Below are 16344 nucleotides of genomic sequence, written 5' to 3'. Positions count from 1 at the left end.
TCTAGCCGCCCACCACCTCCCGCACCGTCCCGGCCGCGACCACCCTTCCGCCTTCCATCCGGATGGCCTTGTTGCAGTAGCTTTCCAGGATCTCGGCGCTGTGGCTGGCCAGAACCAGGATGGCGGTGCGGTCCATGAGGCTTTCGATGCGGGCGCGGGCCTTGGCGGCGAAGCCGGCGTCGCCGACGGCGATCAGTTCGTCGATGAGGAGGATGTCGGGGGTGAGGGCGGTCGACACCGCGAAGGCCACCCGCAGGGCCATGCCGGACGAGTAGGTGCGCATCGGCAGGTCCAGGAAGGCGCCGAGCTCGCAGAATTCGGCGATCTCGTCCATCCGCTCGGCCAGCTCGCGCCGCGTCAGCCCCGCGAAGGCGGCGCGCAGCGCGATGTTCTCGCGGCCGGTGAGGTCCTCGTCCATGCCCAGCGTGATGTCGAGCAGGGAGGCGACGCGGCCGGTGATCGCCGCCTCGCCCGAGGAGGGCTCGTAGGCGCCCGACAACACCCGCAGCAGCGTCGACTTGCCGGCCCCGTTGTGGCCCACCAGCGCCAGCCGGTCGCCCGGCGCGAGCGCGAGGTCGACGTTGCGCAGCGCCTGCACGCGCACCACGCCGGCGTCCGCGCCGTCCAGCCCGCCGCCCACGGTGCGCAGCAGCCCGCGCCGCAGCGACCGGCCGGCGGCGTTGTAGATCGGGAATTCGACGCACACGTCGCGCAGCGCAATGGAGGCCATGCCCGCTCCTAGAGCCAATAAGGGATGCGCGCCCGGAACCGCGCGAACAGGATCCAGGCCACGCCCGCGAGCGGCAGCAGCAGGCCGACGCCGGCCAGCCACGTCCCGAGCGGCGGAGCGCGCCCGAGCAGCGGGTCGGCCACCAGCGACAGGTACACGGCGAAGGGATTGAACGAGAGCAGCGCCCGCGCCTGCGGGCCGAGCTGCTCGGGCCGCCACATCACGGGCGTGAGGAAAAAGGCGAGCTGCACCACGTTCTGCATGATCTGCGGCAGATCGCGGAAGCGCGTCGCCAGCACGCCCACCGCATGCACGGCGCAAAAGCCTGCCGCCAGCAGCAGCGCAAGCCCGGGCAGGGCGAGCAGCGCGGTCGTGCCCGGCCAGACGCCGAACACAAGAAACACCATCGGGACGATGGCGAGGTTATGCGCGAAGGCGACGAGATTGCGCGTCATCACGCGCAGCACGAACACGGTTTTGGGAATGGCGGCCTGGCGCAGAAAGGGCGCGGCCTGCGTAAACACGCCCGTGGCGTCGTTGGCGAGGCCGGCCACGAGGGTCCAAACCGTGAAGGAGGCGGCCAGATAGGGGATGTAGTCGGCCGCCGCCGCCTTGAACAGGCTGGCGTTGACGAGCCCGATGCCGCCCACGAACAGCGCCATGCTGAGCGTGATCCAGAACTGCCCCAGCCGCGAGCGCCGGTAGCGCTGGCGGATGTCCATAAGGCCGAGATGGGTCCAGATGGGCCAGGAGCGCGAGCCCGTGCTCAGGTCCGCGACGGCCAGCGCGGCCTCGCGTCGGCTGATGATATGATAAAACGCCATTTGACGGACGTCATATCAAGCATGGCGTCCGTCGTCAATCCGGTGGGAGTGGGGACGCTCGCCGCGCTCGCGCGTCAGCAGGTCGCCTTGCCGCACTGGCGCACGGACGCGATGGCGCCGCGCAAGGGCTCGACGCCCTGCGAGCCGAACAATACGTCGTCGCCGATCACGAAGGCGGGCGTGCCCTGGAGCTTGAGGATGTCGGCGACCCGCATGGTTTCCTCCACGGCGGCGCGCGTCTCGGGGCTCTCGAGGTCCTTGGTGAGCCTGGCCTGATCGACGCCGAGCTCCTTGGCGACCGCGAGCGCGCGCTCCTTGCCGACGCGGCCCTTCGATTCCAGCAGCTTCTGGTGGTAATCAAAATACTTGTCGCCCTTGAGCTGGTTCTTCACCGCCACGGCGACGAAGGAGGCCTCCACCGAATCGGGGCCCAGCACCGGGAAGTCGCGGATCACGATGCGCAGCTTCGGGTCGGACTTGGAGAGCTCGCGGATGTCGGCCAGCGACTTCTTGCAGTAGCCGCAGTTGTAATCGAAGAACTCCACCAGCGTGACGTCGCCGGTGGGGTTGCCGAGCACGATGTTGCGGGGCGACTGCACCAGCGTGGCGGCGACCTGGCTCAGCGCCGCCTTGGTGGCGGTTTTCTCGGCGTCCTTCTGGCGGCGGTCGAGCTCCACCAGCGCCTCCTGAATCACCTCGGGGTTCTCCAGCAGGTAGGAGCGGATCATCTCGCGCACCGCGCTTTTCTGAGCGTCCGTAAGATCGGCGGGCTTTGCCTGCGCGAGCGCGGGGAGGGGCGCCGCGGCCGTCGCGGCCGCAATCGCGAGCGCGATGGCGGCCTTGCGGAGAAGCGGAAGGGCGGCGGCGAGAGGCATGGTCGAACTCCGGGAATGGGCGGCGCGTGGCGCGTGCGCGGATATTACGGCGTTTGGGGCGGGCGCGTGTTCAAAAGATCGTCGGCTTTGATCCAGCCTGGAGAATTCGGCGGCAGCTTTTCCTTGGCGCGCGTCGCCTGCGTGGCGGCGGCGTTGTAGTCGCCGGAATAGAAATAAGCCTGCGCGGCCGCGTAGGCGGCCATGCCCTCGTCGCCCTTGAGGCCGTAGGCGCGCGACAGGTGATGCCAGCCCTCCGCCCATTCGGGCTCGCGCTGCACCGCGTTGGAGAGCTCGCGCACGGCCTCGGCGGCGCCGGCCTTTGATTCGGTCGCCACCAGCGCCTGGCCGAGCAGTGTGCGGATCGGCCCCGCCGAGGGGGCCAGCGACACGGCCTTGCGCAGCAGCGGGATCGCCTCCGCGGCGCGTCCGAACTCCAGCAGCACCTGGCCCTTGAGCTCCCACAGATAGGGGTTGCCACTGTCCTCGCGGATCAGCGCGTCCACCTGGGAGAGCGCCTCGGGCAGACGCTTGTAGCGGTAGGCGATGATCGCGCGGGCGTAGCGGGCCGGGCGGGTCATGTCGGAGGGCGGGTAGCGCCGTCCCACCTCCTCGGCCTTGGCGGTGAAGCCAAACAGCTTGGCGCGCGCCATGTCGTGGCGGAACTGCAGGGCCGGCGGATCCTTCACGTCCAGAAAGGGGCTTTTGGCGGCGAGCCGCTCGAGGTTGGCGATGCGCTCGTTGGGCATCGGGTGGCTGACCAGGTAGGGGTCGACGCTCGCGGTCTTGAACATCGCGTCCTGGTTGAAGCGCTGGAACGTGTCGAGCATGCCCTTGGGCGACTGCCTGATGGCCTGAAGGAAGCGCAGGGCCATGAGGTCGGCCGCCTGCTCCTCCGAGCGCTGGTAGGCCAGCAGGCTGCGCTTCACCAGCTCCTGCGAGCCGAGCGCGATGCCCATGGCGCCGCCGCCCGCGTTGCCGACGCGATCGCGCGAGGCCATGCCGGCCGCCGCGCCACCCACGCCAAGCAGCATGCCCACGATGGCGAGGATCTGCGCATTGGCGAGCTGCTCGCGTAGCCGCTGGAGATGGCCGCCCGCGATGTGGCCGGATTCGTGCGCGATGACGCCGATCATCTCGTTGGGCGTCTTGGCGTCCATGATGGCGCCGACGTTCACGAACATGCGCCGGCCATCCGCCACGAAGGCGTTGAACGAGCGGTCGCCGATCAGGACGATCTGCACCGAGCCCTTGCGGATGCCGGCGGCGCCGAACACCGGCGTCGCATAGTCGCGCAGCAGGGCCTCGACCTCGGCGTCGCGGATGACGCCGGCGCGCGCCTGCTGGGCGGACGCGGCGATCGGTTGAAACGCCATCGCGGCCGCGACCGCAAGCGAGACGACGCCACGCCGCAACCCGCCGCTTGGCGGGGCAGGGCGGTTGCTGCTAGGGGAGCGGCGAACACAACGAAGCATGGGGCTCTCGGACCGGCGCCAAGACTTACGGACAGCTCCGCTCCCGGTCAAATGGGCGCGGCTGCCGTGGGGCTGGCCCCTATGCCCCGCAAACACGGCGGCCCCATGGCGAAGAACTTCCCGACCCCGGCGCGCTCGCGCGCAGCCCTGCAGGCTTCGGCCCGCAGCAATGTTGAGCCGTTCCTGGCCATGGACGTGCTCGCGGCCGCCAACATCAAGGAAAGCGCCGGCGATAGCGTGCTGCACATGGAGGTGGGGCAGCCGGGCGCGCCGGCGCCGCGCAGGGTGGTGGAGGCGGCGACCGCCGCGCTGGCGCGGGGCCGAATCGGCTACACGGAGGCGCTGGGCCTGCCCTCGCTGCGCGAGCGCATCGCGCGCCACTACGGCGACGCTTATGGGGTCGCTGTCCCGGCTGAGCGCGTGGTGGTGACCACGGGATCCTCGGGCGGCTTCATCCTGTCCTTTTTGGCGATGTTCGACCCGGGTGACCGTGTCGCCATCAGCGCGCCGGGCTACCCGGCCTATCGCAACGTGCTGAAGGCGCTCGGGGTCGAGCCGGTTGAGATTGAAACGAGCGCCGCCACAGGCTGGGCGTTGACCGGCGAGGCGATCCGCCGCGCCCATGCGGATCGGCCGCTGACGGGCGTGCTGGCGATGAGCCCGGCCAACCCTTCGGGCACCATGATGAGCCGGGAGGCTTTGGCCGACCTCGGCCGGGTTTGCGGCGAACTCGGGCTCTGGTTCGTGTCGGATGAGATCTACCACGGCCTCACCTATGAGCGCCCGGCCGACACCGCGCTGGCGTTCGATTCGGACGCCGTGGTGATCAACAGCTTCTCAAAATACTACTGCATGACCGGCTGGCGCGTCGGCTGGATGGTCGTGCCCGAGGCGCTGGTGCGCCCCATCGAGCGGCTTGCGCAGAGCCTGTTCATCTCCGTGCCCTTTCTCAGCCAGGTAGCGGCCGAGGCGGCGTTCTCGGCCACCGAGGAGCTCGAGGCCGTGAAGGCCGGCTACGCCCGCAACCGAGAGATTTTGCTGGCAGAGCTGCCGCGCATCGGCCTGCCGGACTTCCTGCCGGTGGACGGCGCCTTCTACGTCTATGCGGATGTGGGCCGCTACACCAACGACTCATTGGCGTTCTGCCGCCGGATCCTGGACGAAACCGGCGTCGCCGTGACGCCGGGGCTGGATTTCGACCAGGCGCGCGGAAACCGCTACATGCGGCTTTCGTTCGCGGGCTCGGAGGAGACCTGCATAGAAGCGGCAAGGCGGTTGGGAGCCTTCCTGAAAGCCTGAGCGCCTCCCGCGCGCCGTTGAAACGAAAAGGGCGGCCCGAGAGCCGCCCTTTCTGCGTCCAGTGCTTGGCGCTCAGCCGCCCGAGATGGCGGACTTCGCCTTGGCCCACCAGCCGGCCTTGCGGGGCGCGGCGGGCTCGGCGCCGAACACCACGGGTTCGGTGGTGACGGGCTCGGGCTCGGGCTGCGGCTCGGGGGCGGCGGCGGCGACCACAGGCTCGGGAGCTCGGGCGGCCGCCATGGCAGGCGCCGGGGCAGGAGCCTCGACGACGGGCGCGGCTGGCGGCGATGCTTCGGCTGGAGCCTCGGCGGCGTCGGGCGCTGAGGCCGCGGCTTCGGCGGCGGCGGCGGCCTCGGCCGCGATGCTAGCCTTCGTGCGGCGCGGGGCGCGCGGCTTGCGGGCCGGCTTGGCGGGCGCCTCGACGGCGGGCTCGCTCACGGCTTCGTCCGCGACGGCGGCTTCGGAAGCCAGGGTCAGCGACTCGTCCTCGGCGCTCGACGCCGGGGCATCGGTCCCGGCATCCTCGGCGCGATCGCCGCGCAGGCGACGTCCGCCCCGACGTCCGCGACGGCGGCGGCCATTGGCCTCCTCGTCGGAGGACGGCACGGTGAGGCCGGCCTCGGCCTCGTTCATGGCAAGGTCCTGCGTGGTGGCGTCGTCGGCGACGCTGGCCGGCTCATAAGTGTGCGTGCCGCCAAAGGGCGCGCCCGTCACCTCGGGCTGGGGCGCATCGACCGGCATCGGGGCGCCATCGGCGCCGTAGACCTCCGGCCGGCCCTCGCCGCCGCGTCCGCCACGCCGACGGCGGCGCCGACGCCTGCGGCGTCCGCCCTCGCTGTCGGATTCGGCGCGCAACTCGTCTCGCTCGGGCGCAGGCCCACGCTCCGGCGCGGGGCCACGCTCCTGGGGAGCGCGCTCGCCCCCTTCGCGCGGCGCCCGGTCGCCACGTCCGCCGCGCTCGCGACGGCCACGATCCTGGCGCGGCGCGCGATCCTCGCGGACCTCGACGTCGGCGACGGCTTCGTCGTCCTCGGTCTCCTCGACCTCGTCCTCGATGTCATCCTCGACCTCGTCGTCCAGGTCGACGCTGTCGACGATCACGGGCGAGATCACGATGGGGCGCGGGTTGGTGATCAGCTCGCCGCGCTCGATCGCGAAGGCGTGCGTGCCGCTGGTGTGCGCGTCATCGGCCAGGATGGTGATGTCGACGCCGAACCGGTCCTCCAACCCGCGCAGGTGGCTGCGCTTCTGGTTGAGGATGTACAGGCATACGTCCGTGCCGGTGCGAACCAACAGGTGGTGAGAGTTGCTCTTGATGAGCATCTCTTCCACGGCGCGCAGCACATGCAGGGCGATGGACGGGGTGGCGCGCACGATGCCGGCGCCCGCGCAGTGCGGGCACGGAACCGTGGAGCCTTCCAGCACGCCTGTACGGATGCGCTGGCGCGACATCTCCATGAGGCCGAAGGGCGAGATGCGGCCGACCTGGATGCGGGCGCGGTCGTTCTTGAGCGCGTCCTTCAGGCGGCGCTCCACCGTGCGGTTGTTCCGGTTCTCCTCCATGTCGATGAAATCGATCACGATGAGGCCGGCGAGATCGCGCAGGCGAAGCTGGCGGGCGACTTCGTCGGCCGCCTCGCAGTTGGTCTTGGTGGCCGTGTCCTCGATGTTGTGCTCGCGCGTTGCGCGGCCCGAGTTCACGTCGATGGCGACCAGCGCCTCGGTCTGATTGATGACGATGTAGCCGCCGGACTTCAGCGTCACCTGGTTAGAGAACATGGCGTCGAGCTGCGCCTCCACGCCGAAGCGGGCGAAGAGCGGCTGCACGTCGCGGTACGGCTTCACGTTCTTGGCATGGCTCGGCATGAGCATGCGCATGAAGTCCTTGGCGTCCTTGTAGGCGCCGTCGCCGGCGACGAGCACCTCGTCGATGTCCTTGTTGTAGAGGTCGCGGATGGCGCGCTTGACGAGCGAGCCTTCCTCATAGGTGAGCGCCGGGGCCGACGACTGCAGCGTCAGCTCGCGCACGGTCTCCCACAGGCGCATCAGGTATTCGAAATCGCGCTTGATCTCGGTCTTGGTGCGCGAGGCGCCGGCCGTGCGCAGGATGACGCCCATCCCCTCCGGAACCTCGAGCTCCTGGGCGACGGCCTTCAGACGCTTGCGGTCCACCGAGTCGGTGATCTTGCGGGAAATGCCGCCGCCACGCCCGGTGTTGGGCATCAGGACCGAGTAGCGGCCCGCCAGCGACAGGTAGGTGGTGAGCGCCGCGCCCTTGTTGCCGCGCTCTTCCTTGACGACCTGCACGAGCAGCACCTGGCGGCGCTTGATGACTTCCTGGATCTTGTACTGGCGGCGCGAGGCGCGCGGACGCTCCGGCAGCTCTTCCAGCGCGTCGCCGGCGCCGACCTGCTCGATCACATGGCGGGGCTCGCCGTTCTCGTCACCCTCGGCGTGCTCGTCGTCGCCATGGTCATCGTTATGATCGTCACGGCCGTCGTCGTGGTGCGAGGCCTCGTCCTGCTCGCTTTCGCTGCGGACGGGGGGCTCCTCGGTGGCGGCGGACGGATCAACGGCCTCGTGACCCTCGTGCTCGTGCGCATCCTGCTCGTGAGCATCGTTCTCGTGCGAGCCGCCCGAGGCTTCCTCCTGCGCGCCGACCGCGCTGGCGGCGTCGACGTCGACGACGGGCGCATCCTCGGTCACGGTGGCGTCGCCGTGCTGGCCGCCGGAGCGGCGGGCCGGCTTGCCGCCCTTGCCGCGGCGGCGATTGCGGCGGCCGTTTTCCTCGGCCTCGTCAGTGTCGCGCTCGTGGCGGGCTTCTTCCTCGATCAGCGCCTGACGGTCGGCGACCGGGATCTGGTAGTAGTCGGGGTGAATCTCGCTGAAGGCCAGGAAGCCGTGGCGGTTGCCGCCGTAGTCCACGAAAGCGGCCTGGAGCGAGGGCTCCACGCGGATCACCTTGGCGAGATAGATATTCCCGCGGAGCTGCTTTTTGTTGGCGGACTCGAAATCGAATTCTTCGACGCGATTACCGCGGACCACCACGACCCGGGTCTCTTCCGGGTGCGAGGCGTCGATGAGCATCTTGTTGGCCATGAGGATCTCTCATTGGCGCTGCTCCCGTGGACCGATCAGTCTCGTCGCAAGCAAGAAGAGCCGTGCGTCCACAACGGACGGCGGCGGAAACGGGGCGACGAGAGAACGAACGGAACGGGGATCAGCGCTCAGTTTGCGCCGGAGGCCGGCGTGGGTTGAACATGCGCTGGAAAGAAGGGGCCGTTGGCGAATCCGACGGAGAAACGGCGGGCGTCCTGCGACGACCGCGGTCTGAAGCTCTCGACGGGTCCGGAGCACACTGCTCACGCCACGACCTCGGTACCTTTTTTCGGGGGCCGACGAACGGAGGCGGACCTTGGGAAGGGCGCTGTTGTCGGCCGTGGCGCCTCGACCGGAAAACCGCATGCGAGGCTCTGACGCCACGTCGCTGAGGTTGTCGCCGGAAAAACTGGCGCGCTTCGGCGAAAGCCTCGGCGCCAAGAACCGGTTCCCGCGCAAAGCCTCTCTGCCGAGGCGCTCCCGCGGGCGACGGAGAGACGTGACCCTTTTCTCATAAAGGCGAAAACCCGAATCTGGCAAGCATTTATACGAGTGTGTCGCCCCCGCCACTCGCCGGGCGGAAACCAGATCGGGGTCGTGAGGATTGGTTAACCTCAATCGCCCTATAGCCTATGAACGGGATACGAACACGGCCGCGTCGTTGCGCGAACAGGACCATGGAATGCCCGGCACTCGTTGGAAACGCCTGACGCGAGCAGCCCTCTGGGGCGTGACGCTGCTTCTTGCGCTTCCGGCGGCCGGCGCCGCCGCGGCCGAGACTCAATCGCCGGCGCCGAAAACGCCTGCTCCCGTCGCGATCGATGCGCAGGTTGCGGGCGACCAAGGCGCCACGCGGCTCACCTTCACTTTGTCGTCAGCGGTGGAGCCTTCGGTCAAGGTTCTGGAGAAGCCCGACAGGCTCGTGATCGACCTGCCCGAGGTGAATTTCCAGATGCCGGCCGACGCCGGCCGCAAGGCGAGGGGACTCGTGAAGTCCTTTCGCTACGGCATGATGGGCCCGGGACGGTCGCGCGTGGTGATCGACCTCGCATCGCCGGCCTTGCCTGTGCGGGTCGCCAACGAGAGCCTGATGGGCGGCGCCGCGAACGCGCTGGTGCTGGACCTGAAAAAGGCCGAGCGCGACGTCTTCGCCCGCACGGCCGCGGCCGACAGGGCGTCCTCCCCGGAGCCGACCACGCCGGCGCCTCGGGCGGGCGCGGACAAACGTCCCGTGGTGGTGCTCGATCCGGGCCATGGCGGCATCGACACGGGCGCGATCGGGGTCGCGCATACGGTCGAGAAGGACGTGGTCCTGGCCTTCGCCCGCGACCTGAAGGTGAAGCTCGAGCGCAATGGCCGCTACCGGGTGGTGATTACCCGCGAGGACGATACTTTTATTTCGCTGCGCGACCGGGTGCGCATCGCGCAGGACAACAGCGCCAGCCTGTTCGTCTCCATCCACGCCGACACCGTGCAGGCGAGCCCGGAGGTGCGTGGGCTCACGGTCTACACGAATTCGGACCGGGCCTCGGACGCCGAGGCGGCGCGACTCGCCGAATCGGAAAACAAGGCCGACAGCGTCGCGGGCGTGGACGCCGAGGTGGGCGCAGAGGAAGTGGCCGGCATTCTGGGCGACCTCACCCGGCGTGAGACGCGGACCTACTCGCACCTCTTCGCCCGCACTCTGGTCGGCAAGATGACGGCCGCGGCGCGGCTCAACAAAAATCCCCACCGCTCGGCCGGGTTCTGGGTGCTGCGCGCGCCCGACGTGCCGTCCGTGCTGGTGGAGCTGGGCTACCTGTCCAGCAAGAGCGACGTCGAGCTCCTCACTGCCGACGCTTGGCGCGACAAGGCGACGGAGTCGATTTCGGCCGCCATCACGGCGTTCCTGGCCCCCCGCCTCGCCCAGCAAGGCGCCCCTGTTCTTCCTTGACATCCGTAAGGTCGTCGCGTTTTCAACACAGTGCGGCCGCAGGGTGCGCCTGCGTTCCGTTTCGGGATGCGGCGAGGCGCAGCTGCGTGTAGATTGGCGCTCGACAGGGGCCCGCCCGGGGGGCGTGGGCTTTGGTTGCGTCCGGGGCTGAAGGCGCAACCTCGTCCTCGTGAGAAGGACCGGCCACAAGGCCGCCTGTTCGGTTGCGTGAGAGATGAGGCAGGCCGGTGCTGGGCGGGTTCGTTCAGTCAGGCCGTGGCGGAGCTGGTCCGAGCGACCGGCCCCCAGGACGAAAGCGGACGACGCCACGCATGCGGTATGTACTTCGGCTGATCGGCTTCCTGTTCACGGCAAGCGCGATCCTGTTCATCGTCGGCGCCAGCGCCGTCGGCTTCGTGCTGTGGAAATATTCGCAGGACCTTCCCGACTATACGCAGCTCGCCAATCACGAGCCCGCCGTGATGACCCGCATGCATGCGGGCGACGGCAGCCTGCTCGCCGAATATTCTCGCGAGCGGCGCATGTTCATCCCGATTCAGGCGGTGCCGAAGCTCGTTGTGGCGGCTTTCCTGTCGGCCGAGGACAAGAATTTCTACAAGCACCCGGGCGTTGACCCCGAGGGCATCGCGCGCGCTGCCGTGTTCCTGATCAAGAAGGACAAGGGCCAGCGGCCGCAGGGCGCCTCCACGATCACCCAGCAGGTCGCCAAGAACTTCCTGCTGTCGAACGAGCAGACCTTCGACCGCAAGATCAAGGAGCTGCTGCTCGCGCTGCGGATCGAGAGCACCTACACCAAGGACAAGATCCTCGAACTCTACATGAACGAGATCTACCTCGGGCTCGGCAACTACGGCGTCGCCGCCGCTGCACTGAACTATTACGGCAAGTCTGTGCATGAGCTGACGCTCGCAGAGGCGGCTTACCTGGCGGCGCTGCCCAAGGCGCCCAGCGACCTGCACCCGTTCCGCAACCGCGAGCGCGCCATCGAGCGCCGCAACTACGTCGTCGATCGCATGGTCGAGAACGGCTACGTGTCGCGCGAGGACGGCGTGGCGGCCAAGAAGGAGCCGCTCAACGTCAATCCGCGGCAGCTGTCGCCGAACTCCTACATGGCGGGCTTCTTCGCCGAGGAAGTGCGGCGCGAGCTGGCCGATCGCTACGGCGAAAAGAAGCTTTACGAGGGCGGCCTCTCTGTCCGCACGACGCTGGACCCCAAGCTGCAGCTCGTCGCCCGCAAGACGCTCGCGGACGGCCTCGTGCGCTACGACGAGGCGCATGGCTGGCGCGGCGCGATCCAGCGGCTCGAGATCACCGGCAAGGACTGGGGCCCGCCGCTGGGCGAGGTTCCGGCGCTGGGCGACGTCCAGCCCTGGCGGCTCGCCGTGGTGCTCGACGTGAACGGCGACACGGCGCGGCTCGGCCTCCAGCCCAAGCGCGACCCGTCTGGCCAACTCGAGCGCGATCGCGAAACCGCGATCCTGAACAACGAGGGCGCGAAGTGGACACGCAAGCCTGTCCGGCAGCTCTTCGCCACGGGCGACGTGGTGTATGTGGAGCCGGTCGCGGGCGGGCAGTATCGCCTGCGCCAGCTGCCCGAGATCTCGGGCGCCCTGGTGGCGATGGACCCGTACACGGGCCGCGTTCTGGCCATGGTGGGCGGCTTCTCGTTCGACCAGTCGAAGTTCAACCGCGCCACGCAGGCGATGCGGCAGCCGGGCTCGTCGTTCAAGCCGTTCGTCTATGCGACGGCGCTCGACAACGGCTACACGCCGTCCTCGGTGGTGATGGATTCGCCGATCGAGATCGACATGGGTCCGGGCCAGGAGATCTGGCGGCCTGAGAACTATGACGGCAAGTCCGGTGGCCCGCACACGCTGCGCTACGGCATCGAGCATTCCAAGAACCTGATGACGGTGCGGCTGGCGCAGGACGTCGGCATGCCGCTGATCTCCGAATACGCCAAGCGCTTCGGCGTCTACGACGACATGCTGCCGGTGCTGGCCATGTCGCTGGGCGCCGGCGAAACCACCGTGATGCGGATGGTGACGGCCTATTCGATGTTCGTGAACGGCGGCAAGCGCATCAAGTCGACGCTGATCGACCGCATCCAGGACCGCTGGGGCGGCACGATCTTCAAGCACGACGAGCGCCAGTGCGTGGGCTGCGATTCGGAAAAGTTCGCCGGTCAGAACGAGCCCAAGCTGATCGACAAGCGCGAGCAGGTGCTCGACCCGCTCACCGCCTATCAGGTCGTCTCGATGCTGGAAGGCGTCGTTCAGCGCGGCACCGCCACAGTCGTGAAGGAAGTCGGCAAGCCGCTCGCCGGCAAGACAGGAACCACCAATGACGCCAAGGACGTGTGGTTCGTGGGCTTCTCGCCGGACCTCGCGGTGGGCGTTTACATGGGCTACGACAAACCGCGCTCGCTCGGCAACTCGGCCACGGCGGGGCAATACGCTGCCCCGATCTTCCGCGACTTCATGAAGGTGGCGCTGGCCGACAAGCCCGCGACGCCGTTCCGCGTGCCGCCCGGCATTAAGCTGATCCGTGTCGCTGGCTCCACGGGCCTGCGCGCCGGAACCAACGACCAGGGCGGCATCCTGGAGGCGTTCAAGCCCGGCACGGCGCCGCCCGACACCTTCTCGGTGATCGGCTCCGGCGGCGGCGCGGCCGAGGGCGGCCAGTCGGTGGGGGCGGGGACCGGCGGGCTCTACTGAGCCGGGTCTCGCCGTCTTTACACCCGCGACCCACGTCGCTACCTATCCGCCAGCAAGCGCGGCCCCGGCCGCGCTTCACCATTCCGGGCGCGGCAAGGCCGCGTCTCCATCCAGCAAGAGAGTTTCATGCGCGCCGAGATCGAATCTCTGCTCGAATCCGCCAAGCAGTCCGTGGGACTGCTGAGGAGGCATCTTTGACTTCGACGCAGCAACGCGTCGCCTGGCGGAGCTGAACGCCAAGGCCGAAGACCCCAATCTCTGGAATGACGCCGACGCGGCCCAGAAGGTGATGCGCGAGCGCACCGATCTGGAAGACCGGCTCGGCTCCATTTCGCGGCTTGAGCGCGAGCTCGATGACGCCGTGATGTTCATCGACCTTGGCGAGACCGAGGGCGATCCTTCGGCGGTCGGCGAGGGCGAGCAGATGATCCGCAACGTGCAGGCCGAAGCGGCCCGCCGGCAGATCGAGACGCTGCTCTCCGGCGAAGCGGACCAGAACGACGCCTATCTGGAAGTCCACTCCGGCGCCGGCGGCACCGAGAGCCAGGATTGGACCAACATGCTGATGCGCATGTACACGCGCTGGGCGGAGCGGCGGGGCTACAAGGTCGAGATCGTCGACATCGCGGATGGGGAAGAGGCGGGCATCAAGGGCGCGACGCTCCTGATCAAGGGCCACAACGCCTATGGGTGGGCGAAGACTGAATCCGGCGTGCACCGGCTCGTGCGCATCTCGCCCTTCGACTCCAACGCGCGACGGCACACCAGCTTTGCGTCCGTGTGGGTTTATCCCGTGATTGACGATCGCATTCAGATCGACATCAAGGAAAGCGATTGCCGCATCGACACCTTCCGGTCGTCAGGCGCTGGCGGACAGCACGTCAACACTACCGATTCGGCGGTGCGCATCACGCATAACCCAACCGGCATCGTGGTGGCCTGCCAGCAGGAGCGCTCACAGCACAAGAACCGCGCCAAGGCGTGGGACATGCTGCGCGCCCGCCTTTATGAGCGGGAACTGCAAATGCGGGAGGAGAAGGCGAACGCCGAAGCCGCGTCGAAGACCGACATCGGCTGGGGCCACCAGATCCGCTCCTATGTGCTGCAGCCTTACCAACTCGTGAAGGACCTGCGCACCGGCACGCAGTCCACAAGCCCAGGCGATGTGCTGGACGGCGAGATCGACCCGTTCATGGAAGCTGCGCTGGCGCAGCGCGTGTATGGCGGCGGCGAAGAGGTGCAGGACATCGACTGACGTTGGCTTCGCGCCCCACAAGGAAAAGCCGGCTTTCGCCGGCTTTTTTCGTTTAAGCAATCCTTCGGATCTAGCGCTCCGTCAGAGCGGGCCCAGCCGGGCGGCCATCCGCAGATAGCGCACCGGGTCGACCGGCTGCCCGTCTATGCGAGTCTCGTAATGCAGATGTGGCCCGGTGGAGCGGCCGGTCGAGCCGACGCGACCGATCACGGTCGCGGGCGTCACCTCCTGGCCCTCGGAGACGAGGATGGCCGAGAGATGCGCATAGCGGGTGACGATGCCGGCGCCATGATCGATCTCGACCATGTTGCCGTATCCGCCGTTCCAGTCCGCCAGCGTGACGACGCCGCGCGCGGTGGGGCGCACCGCAGCGCCGGCCTCGTCGCGCAGGTCAACGCCCGTATGGAGCGCGAGGCCGCGGGTGAACGGGTCGGTGCGGTATCCGAACGAGGATGTCTGATCCATCTCGGACTTCAGAGGCCGGCGCACCGGCAGCGAGTCGACGACGCGCTTGAAGCGGGCGCCGTCCGCCAGCGTTCCCTGGAGGCGGGCGGCCAGTGATTCGAACGGGCCCGCGCCTGCACCCGCCCGCACGGGAACCAGCGGGCCGCCCTGTGACGCGAATGCCTCGAACCGGCTCGGCTGCAGGCCGAGGTCAGAAATCACCGACTGGTAGCGGGTCGTGGTGGCTCTGGCCTGGGCTTCCATGCGCGACAGGGCCTGCAACTGGTTGGCGTCCAGCCGGGCGAGCTTGGCGCCCAAGGCCGAGAGCTGGTTCTGCACCGGGCCGCTCTTGAGGAAGCCGGCTTCGGGGAACATGGACGCGGTTCGGGCGGCGTCGGCCGGCGGCGCCTTGGGCCGCGCGTCCGCGCTGGTGCCGCGCAACGGCATGGCGTCGAGAGCCGGGGCGGGCTCCACGGAGGGCTTGGGCTTCTCAGCGTCCACCGGCGCGAAGGCCGACGATCCGGCTGGCAGCGGGCCACCCTGAGCCTTGGGGGCGAAAAGGACGGGCGGGAGCGAGGCGCCGCTCCGCGCGGTTTCGACGGGGGAGTTTTTCGCCTGGGCTTCGAACTGCGTCGCCAGCGAGGCCACCACGGCCTGGCGGTTCTCGAGCTGCGCCTGGCGGGCGATCAGTTCCTGGACCTTGCCTTCGAATGAGTCCTGGTCGAGCAACTGGCGACTGGTGAGCCGATCGATGCTGGTGCGTAACGCCGCGATGCGGTCCTCATAGGCGTATTGCATCTGAGTCTGGCGGGACATGAGGCCGCCAAGGATGTCCTCGCGAAATGCGATATAGGCCGTCGCGCCCACCGACCAGAGCAGGAATAGCCCCGCCACTGCCGAGCCGGCGACCGCGACCCCGCGCTTGACCTCGATGCGCCGGGCGCCGGCACGGCTTTCGACGGCGAATACGAGCCTGGGTGAGAGGTGGCCGGACCCGTTGGGAGACTCAAAAGCCATTGCGAACCTCGCAGGGCCGAGACTGGGCCCCGCGAGCATTGAAAAGGATTAAGGTTAATCATCCGCAAAGGACGGGAGAACTAGGCCTTCCGCACGGCCTCGAGCACCTCTTCGGCGTGGCCCGGGACCTTCACCTTGTCCCACACGCGCGCGACCTTGCCATCAGCGTCGATCAGCACCGTGGTGCGCTCGATGCCCATGTATTTGCGGCCATACATGCTCTTCTCGACCCAGACCCCGTAGGCCTCCAACATCTTCTTTTCCTCATCGGAGGCAAGCGGGAAGCCAAGATCGTACTTCGCCTTGAACTTGTCGTGGCTGGCGACGCTGTCGGCTGAAACGCCCAGGATCTCGGCGCCGGCTGCCGCGAAGTCGGCCCGCATGCCGTTGAAGGCGATTGCCTCCTTGGTGCAGCCGGAGGTGTCGTCCTTCGGGTAGAAATACAGCACCAGCTTCTTGCCCTTCAGATCGGCCAGCGAGACCGAGCCGCCCCCGTCACGCGGCAGGGTGAAGTCCGGCGCTGCTTTACCCACCTGCAAATTTTCCGGCATGTCGCCTTCCTTTCGTCGAATCGGCATGACTCTTACCTTACGACCGAACCGGCGCGCCGGATGATTCCCGCCGGCGACGGAACCATGCCGGCCAGACAGACGCTGTGAAGCGAGAGAACAGGCGCTAC

The 16344-nt window shown here is 68.4% G+C and carries 11 protein-coding genes; 4 read left to right on the top strand and 7 right to left on the bottom strand.

Annotated elements, in window-relative coordinates; translation table 11 throughout:
* Window position 1 precedes the first annotated feature (1 nt).
* From IEV99_RS13595 to IEV99_RS13580, 4 genes are all read right to left on the bottom strand, one after another.
* Window positions 2-730 carry an ABC transporter ATP-binding protein gene (locus tag IEV99_RS13595; protein WP_188518313.1) on the bottom strand — a complete coding sequence of 243 codons (729 nt, stop codon included), beginning with the start codon at window positions 728-730 and terminating at the stop codon, window positions 2-4.
* Window positions 731-738: 8 nt separating this feature from the next.
* Complete coding sequence (locus IEV99_RS13590; RefSeq protein ID WP_188518312.1) at window positions 739-1554, bottom strand: ABC transporter permease; 816 nt, start codon at window positions 1552-1554, stop codon at window positions 739-741.
* Between the two features lie 74 nt (window positions 1555-1628).
* Window positions 1629-2429: a DsbA family protein gene (locus IEV99_RS13585; RefSeq protein ID WP_188518311.1), complete on the bottom strand. Its 801-nt coding sequence runs from the start codon at window positions 2427-2429 to the stop codon at window positions 1629-1631.
* Window positions 2430-2473: 44 nt separating this feature from the next.
* Window positions 2474-3901, bottom strand: a complete 1428-nt coding sequence (locus tag IEV99_RS13580; protein WP_188518310.1) for a M48 family metalloprotease — start codon at window positions 3899-3901, stop codon at window positions 2474-2476.
* Window positions 3902-4006: 105 nt separating this feature from the next.
* Here IEV99_RS13580 and IEV99_RS13575 point away from each other — a divergent pair, with 105 nt between their 5' ends.
* Window positions 4007-5200 carry a pyridoxal phosphate-dependent aminotransferase gene (locus IEV99_RS13575; RefSeq protein WP_188518309.1) on the top strand — a complete coding sequence of 398 codons (1194 nt, stop codon included), beginning with the start codon at window positions 4007-4009 and terminating at the stop codon, window positions 5198-5200.
* Between the two features lie 72 nt (window positions 5201-5272).
* On the opposite strand, the gene IEV99_RS13570 is transcribed toward IEV99_RS13575, so the two are convergent.
* Window positions 5273-8299 (bottom strand): Rne/Rng family ribonuclease, encoded by a 3027-nt coding sequence (locus tag IEV99_RS13570; protein WP_188518308.1) that lies wholly within the window; start codon window positions 8297-8299, stop codon window positions 5273-5275.
* A gap of 682 nt (window positions 8300-8981) precedes the next feature.
* On the opposite strand from IEV99_RS13570, the gene IEV99_RS13565 reads away from it, so the two are divergent.
* The 3 genes from IEV99_RS13565 (at window position 8982) to prfB (ending at window position 14204) form a co-directional block, all read left to right on the top strand.
* The gene (locus IEV99_RS13565) at window positions 8982-10232 is read left to right on the top strand and encodes an N-acetylmuramoyl-L-alanine amidase (protein WP_188518307.1); all 1251 of its coding nucleotides are present in this window, start codon (window positions 8982-8984) and stop codon (window positions 10230-10232) included.
* Between the two features lie 311 nt (window positions 10233-10543).
* On the top strand, window positions 10544-12949 hold the full coding sequence (locus IEV99_RS13560) for a penicillin-binding protein 1A (protein WP_188518306.1): 2406 nt from the start codon (window positions 10544-10546) through the stop codon (window positions 12947-12949).
* 126 nt (window positions 12950-13075) lie between these two features.
* A protein-coding gene (gene prfB, locus IEV99_RS13555; RefSeq protein WP_188518305.1) for a peptide chain release factor 2 occupies window positions 13076-14204 on the top strand; the annotation gives its coding sequence in 2 pieces (ribosomal slippage) (window positions 13076-13144 and window positions 13146-14204; 1128 coding nt in all).
* Between the two features lie 81 nt (window positions 14205-14285).
* Here prfB and IEV99_RS13550 read toward each other — a convergent pair.
* Both IEV99_RS13550 and bcp read right to left on the bottom strand, forming a co-directional pair.
* Window positions 14286-15665, bottom strand: a complete 1380-nt coding sequence (locus IEV99_RS13550) for a peptidoglycan DD-metalloendopeptidase family protein (RefSeq protein ID WP_188518304.1) — start codon at window positions 15663-15665, stop codon at window positions 14286-14288.
* A gap of 80 nt (window positions 15666-15745) precedes the next feature.
* Complete coding sequence (gene bcp / locus IEV99_RS13545) at window positions 15746-16216, bottom strand: thioredoxin-dependent thiol peroxidase (protein ID WP_188518303.1); 471 nt, start codon at window positions 16214-16216, stop codon at window positions 15746-15748.
* Between the last annotated feature and the right edge of the window lie 128 nt (window positions 16217-16344).

This window comes from Alsobacter metallidurans, from assembly GCF_014636935.1.
GTDB lineage: Bacteria > Pseudomonadota > Alphaproteobacteria > Rhizobiales > Beijerinckiaceae > Alsobacter > Alsobacter metallidurans.
The sequence above is the reverse complement of the archived record's forward strand: the minus strand, read 5'-3'. Positions and strand labels throughout refer to the sequence as shown.

Bases quoted from the DNA above. Each gene is read 5' to 3' on its own strand.
- IEV99_RS13590 (WP_188518312.1), bottom strand. From the start codon at position 1,554: ATGGCGTTTTATCATATCATCAGCCGACGCGAGGCCGCGCTGGCCGTC.
- IEV99_RS13570 (WP_188518308.1), bottom strand. From the start codon at position 8,299: ATGGCCAACAAGATGCTCATCGACGCCTCGCACCCGGAAGAGACCCGG.
- IEV99_RS13575 (WP_188518309.1), top strand. From the start codon at position 4,007: ATGGCGAAGAACTTCCCGACCCCGGCGCGCTCGCGCGCAGCCCTGCAG.
- IEV99_RS13580 (WP_188518310.1), bottom strand. From the start codon at position 3,901: ATGCTTCGTTGTGTTCGCCGCTCCCCTAGCAGCAACCGCCCTGCCCCG.
- bcp (WP_188518303.1), bottom strand. From the start codon at position 16,216: ATGCCGGAAAATTTGCAGGTGGGTAAAGCAGCGCCGGACTTCACCCTG.
- IEV99_RS13560 (WP_188518306.1), top strand. From the start codon at position 10,544: ATGCGGTATGTACTTCGGCTGATCGGCTTCCTGTTCACGGCAAGCGCG.
- IEV99_RS13595 (WP_188518313.1), bottom strand. From the start codon at position 730: ATGGCCTCCATTGCGCTGCGCGACGTGTGCGTCGAATTCCCGATCTAC.
- IEV99_RS13585 (WP_188518311.1), bottom strand. From the start codon at position 2,429: ATGCCTCTCGCCGCCGCCCTTCCGCTTCTCCGCAAGGCCGCCATCGCG.
- IEV99_RS13550 (WP_188518304.1), bottom strand. From the start codon at position 15,665: ATGGCTTTTGAGTCTCCCAACGGGTCCGGCCACCTCTCACCCAGGCTC.
- IEV99_RS13565 (WP_188518307.1), top strand. From the start codon at position 8,982: ATGCCCGGCACTCGTTGGAAACGCCTGACGCGAGCAGCCCTCTGGGGC.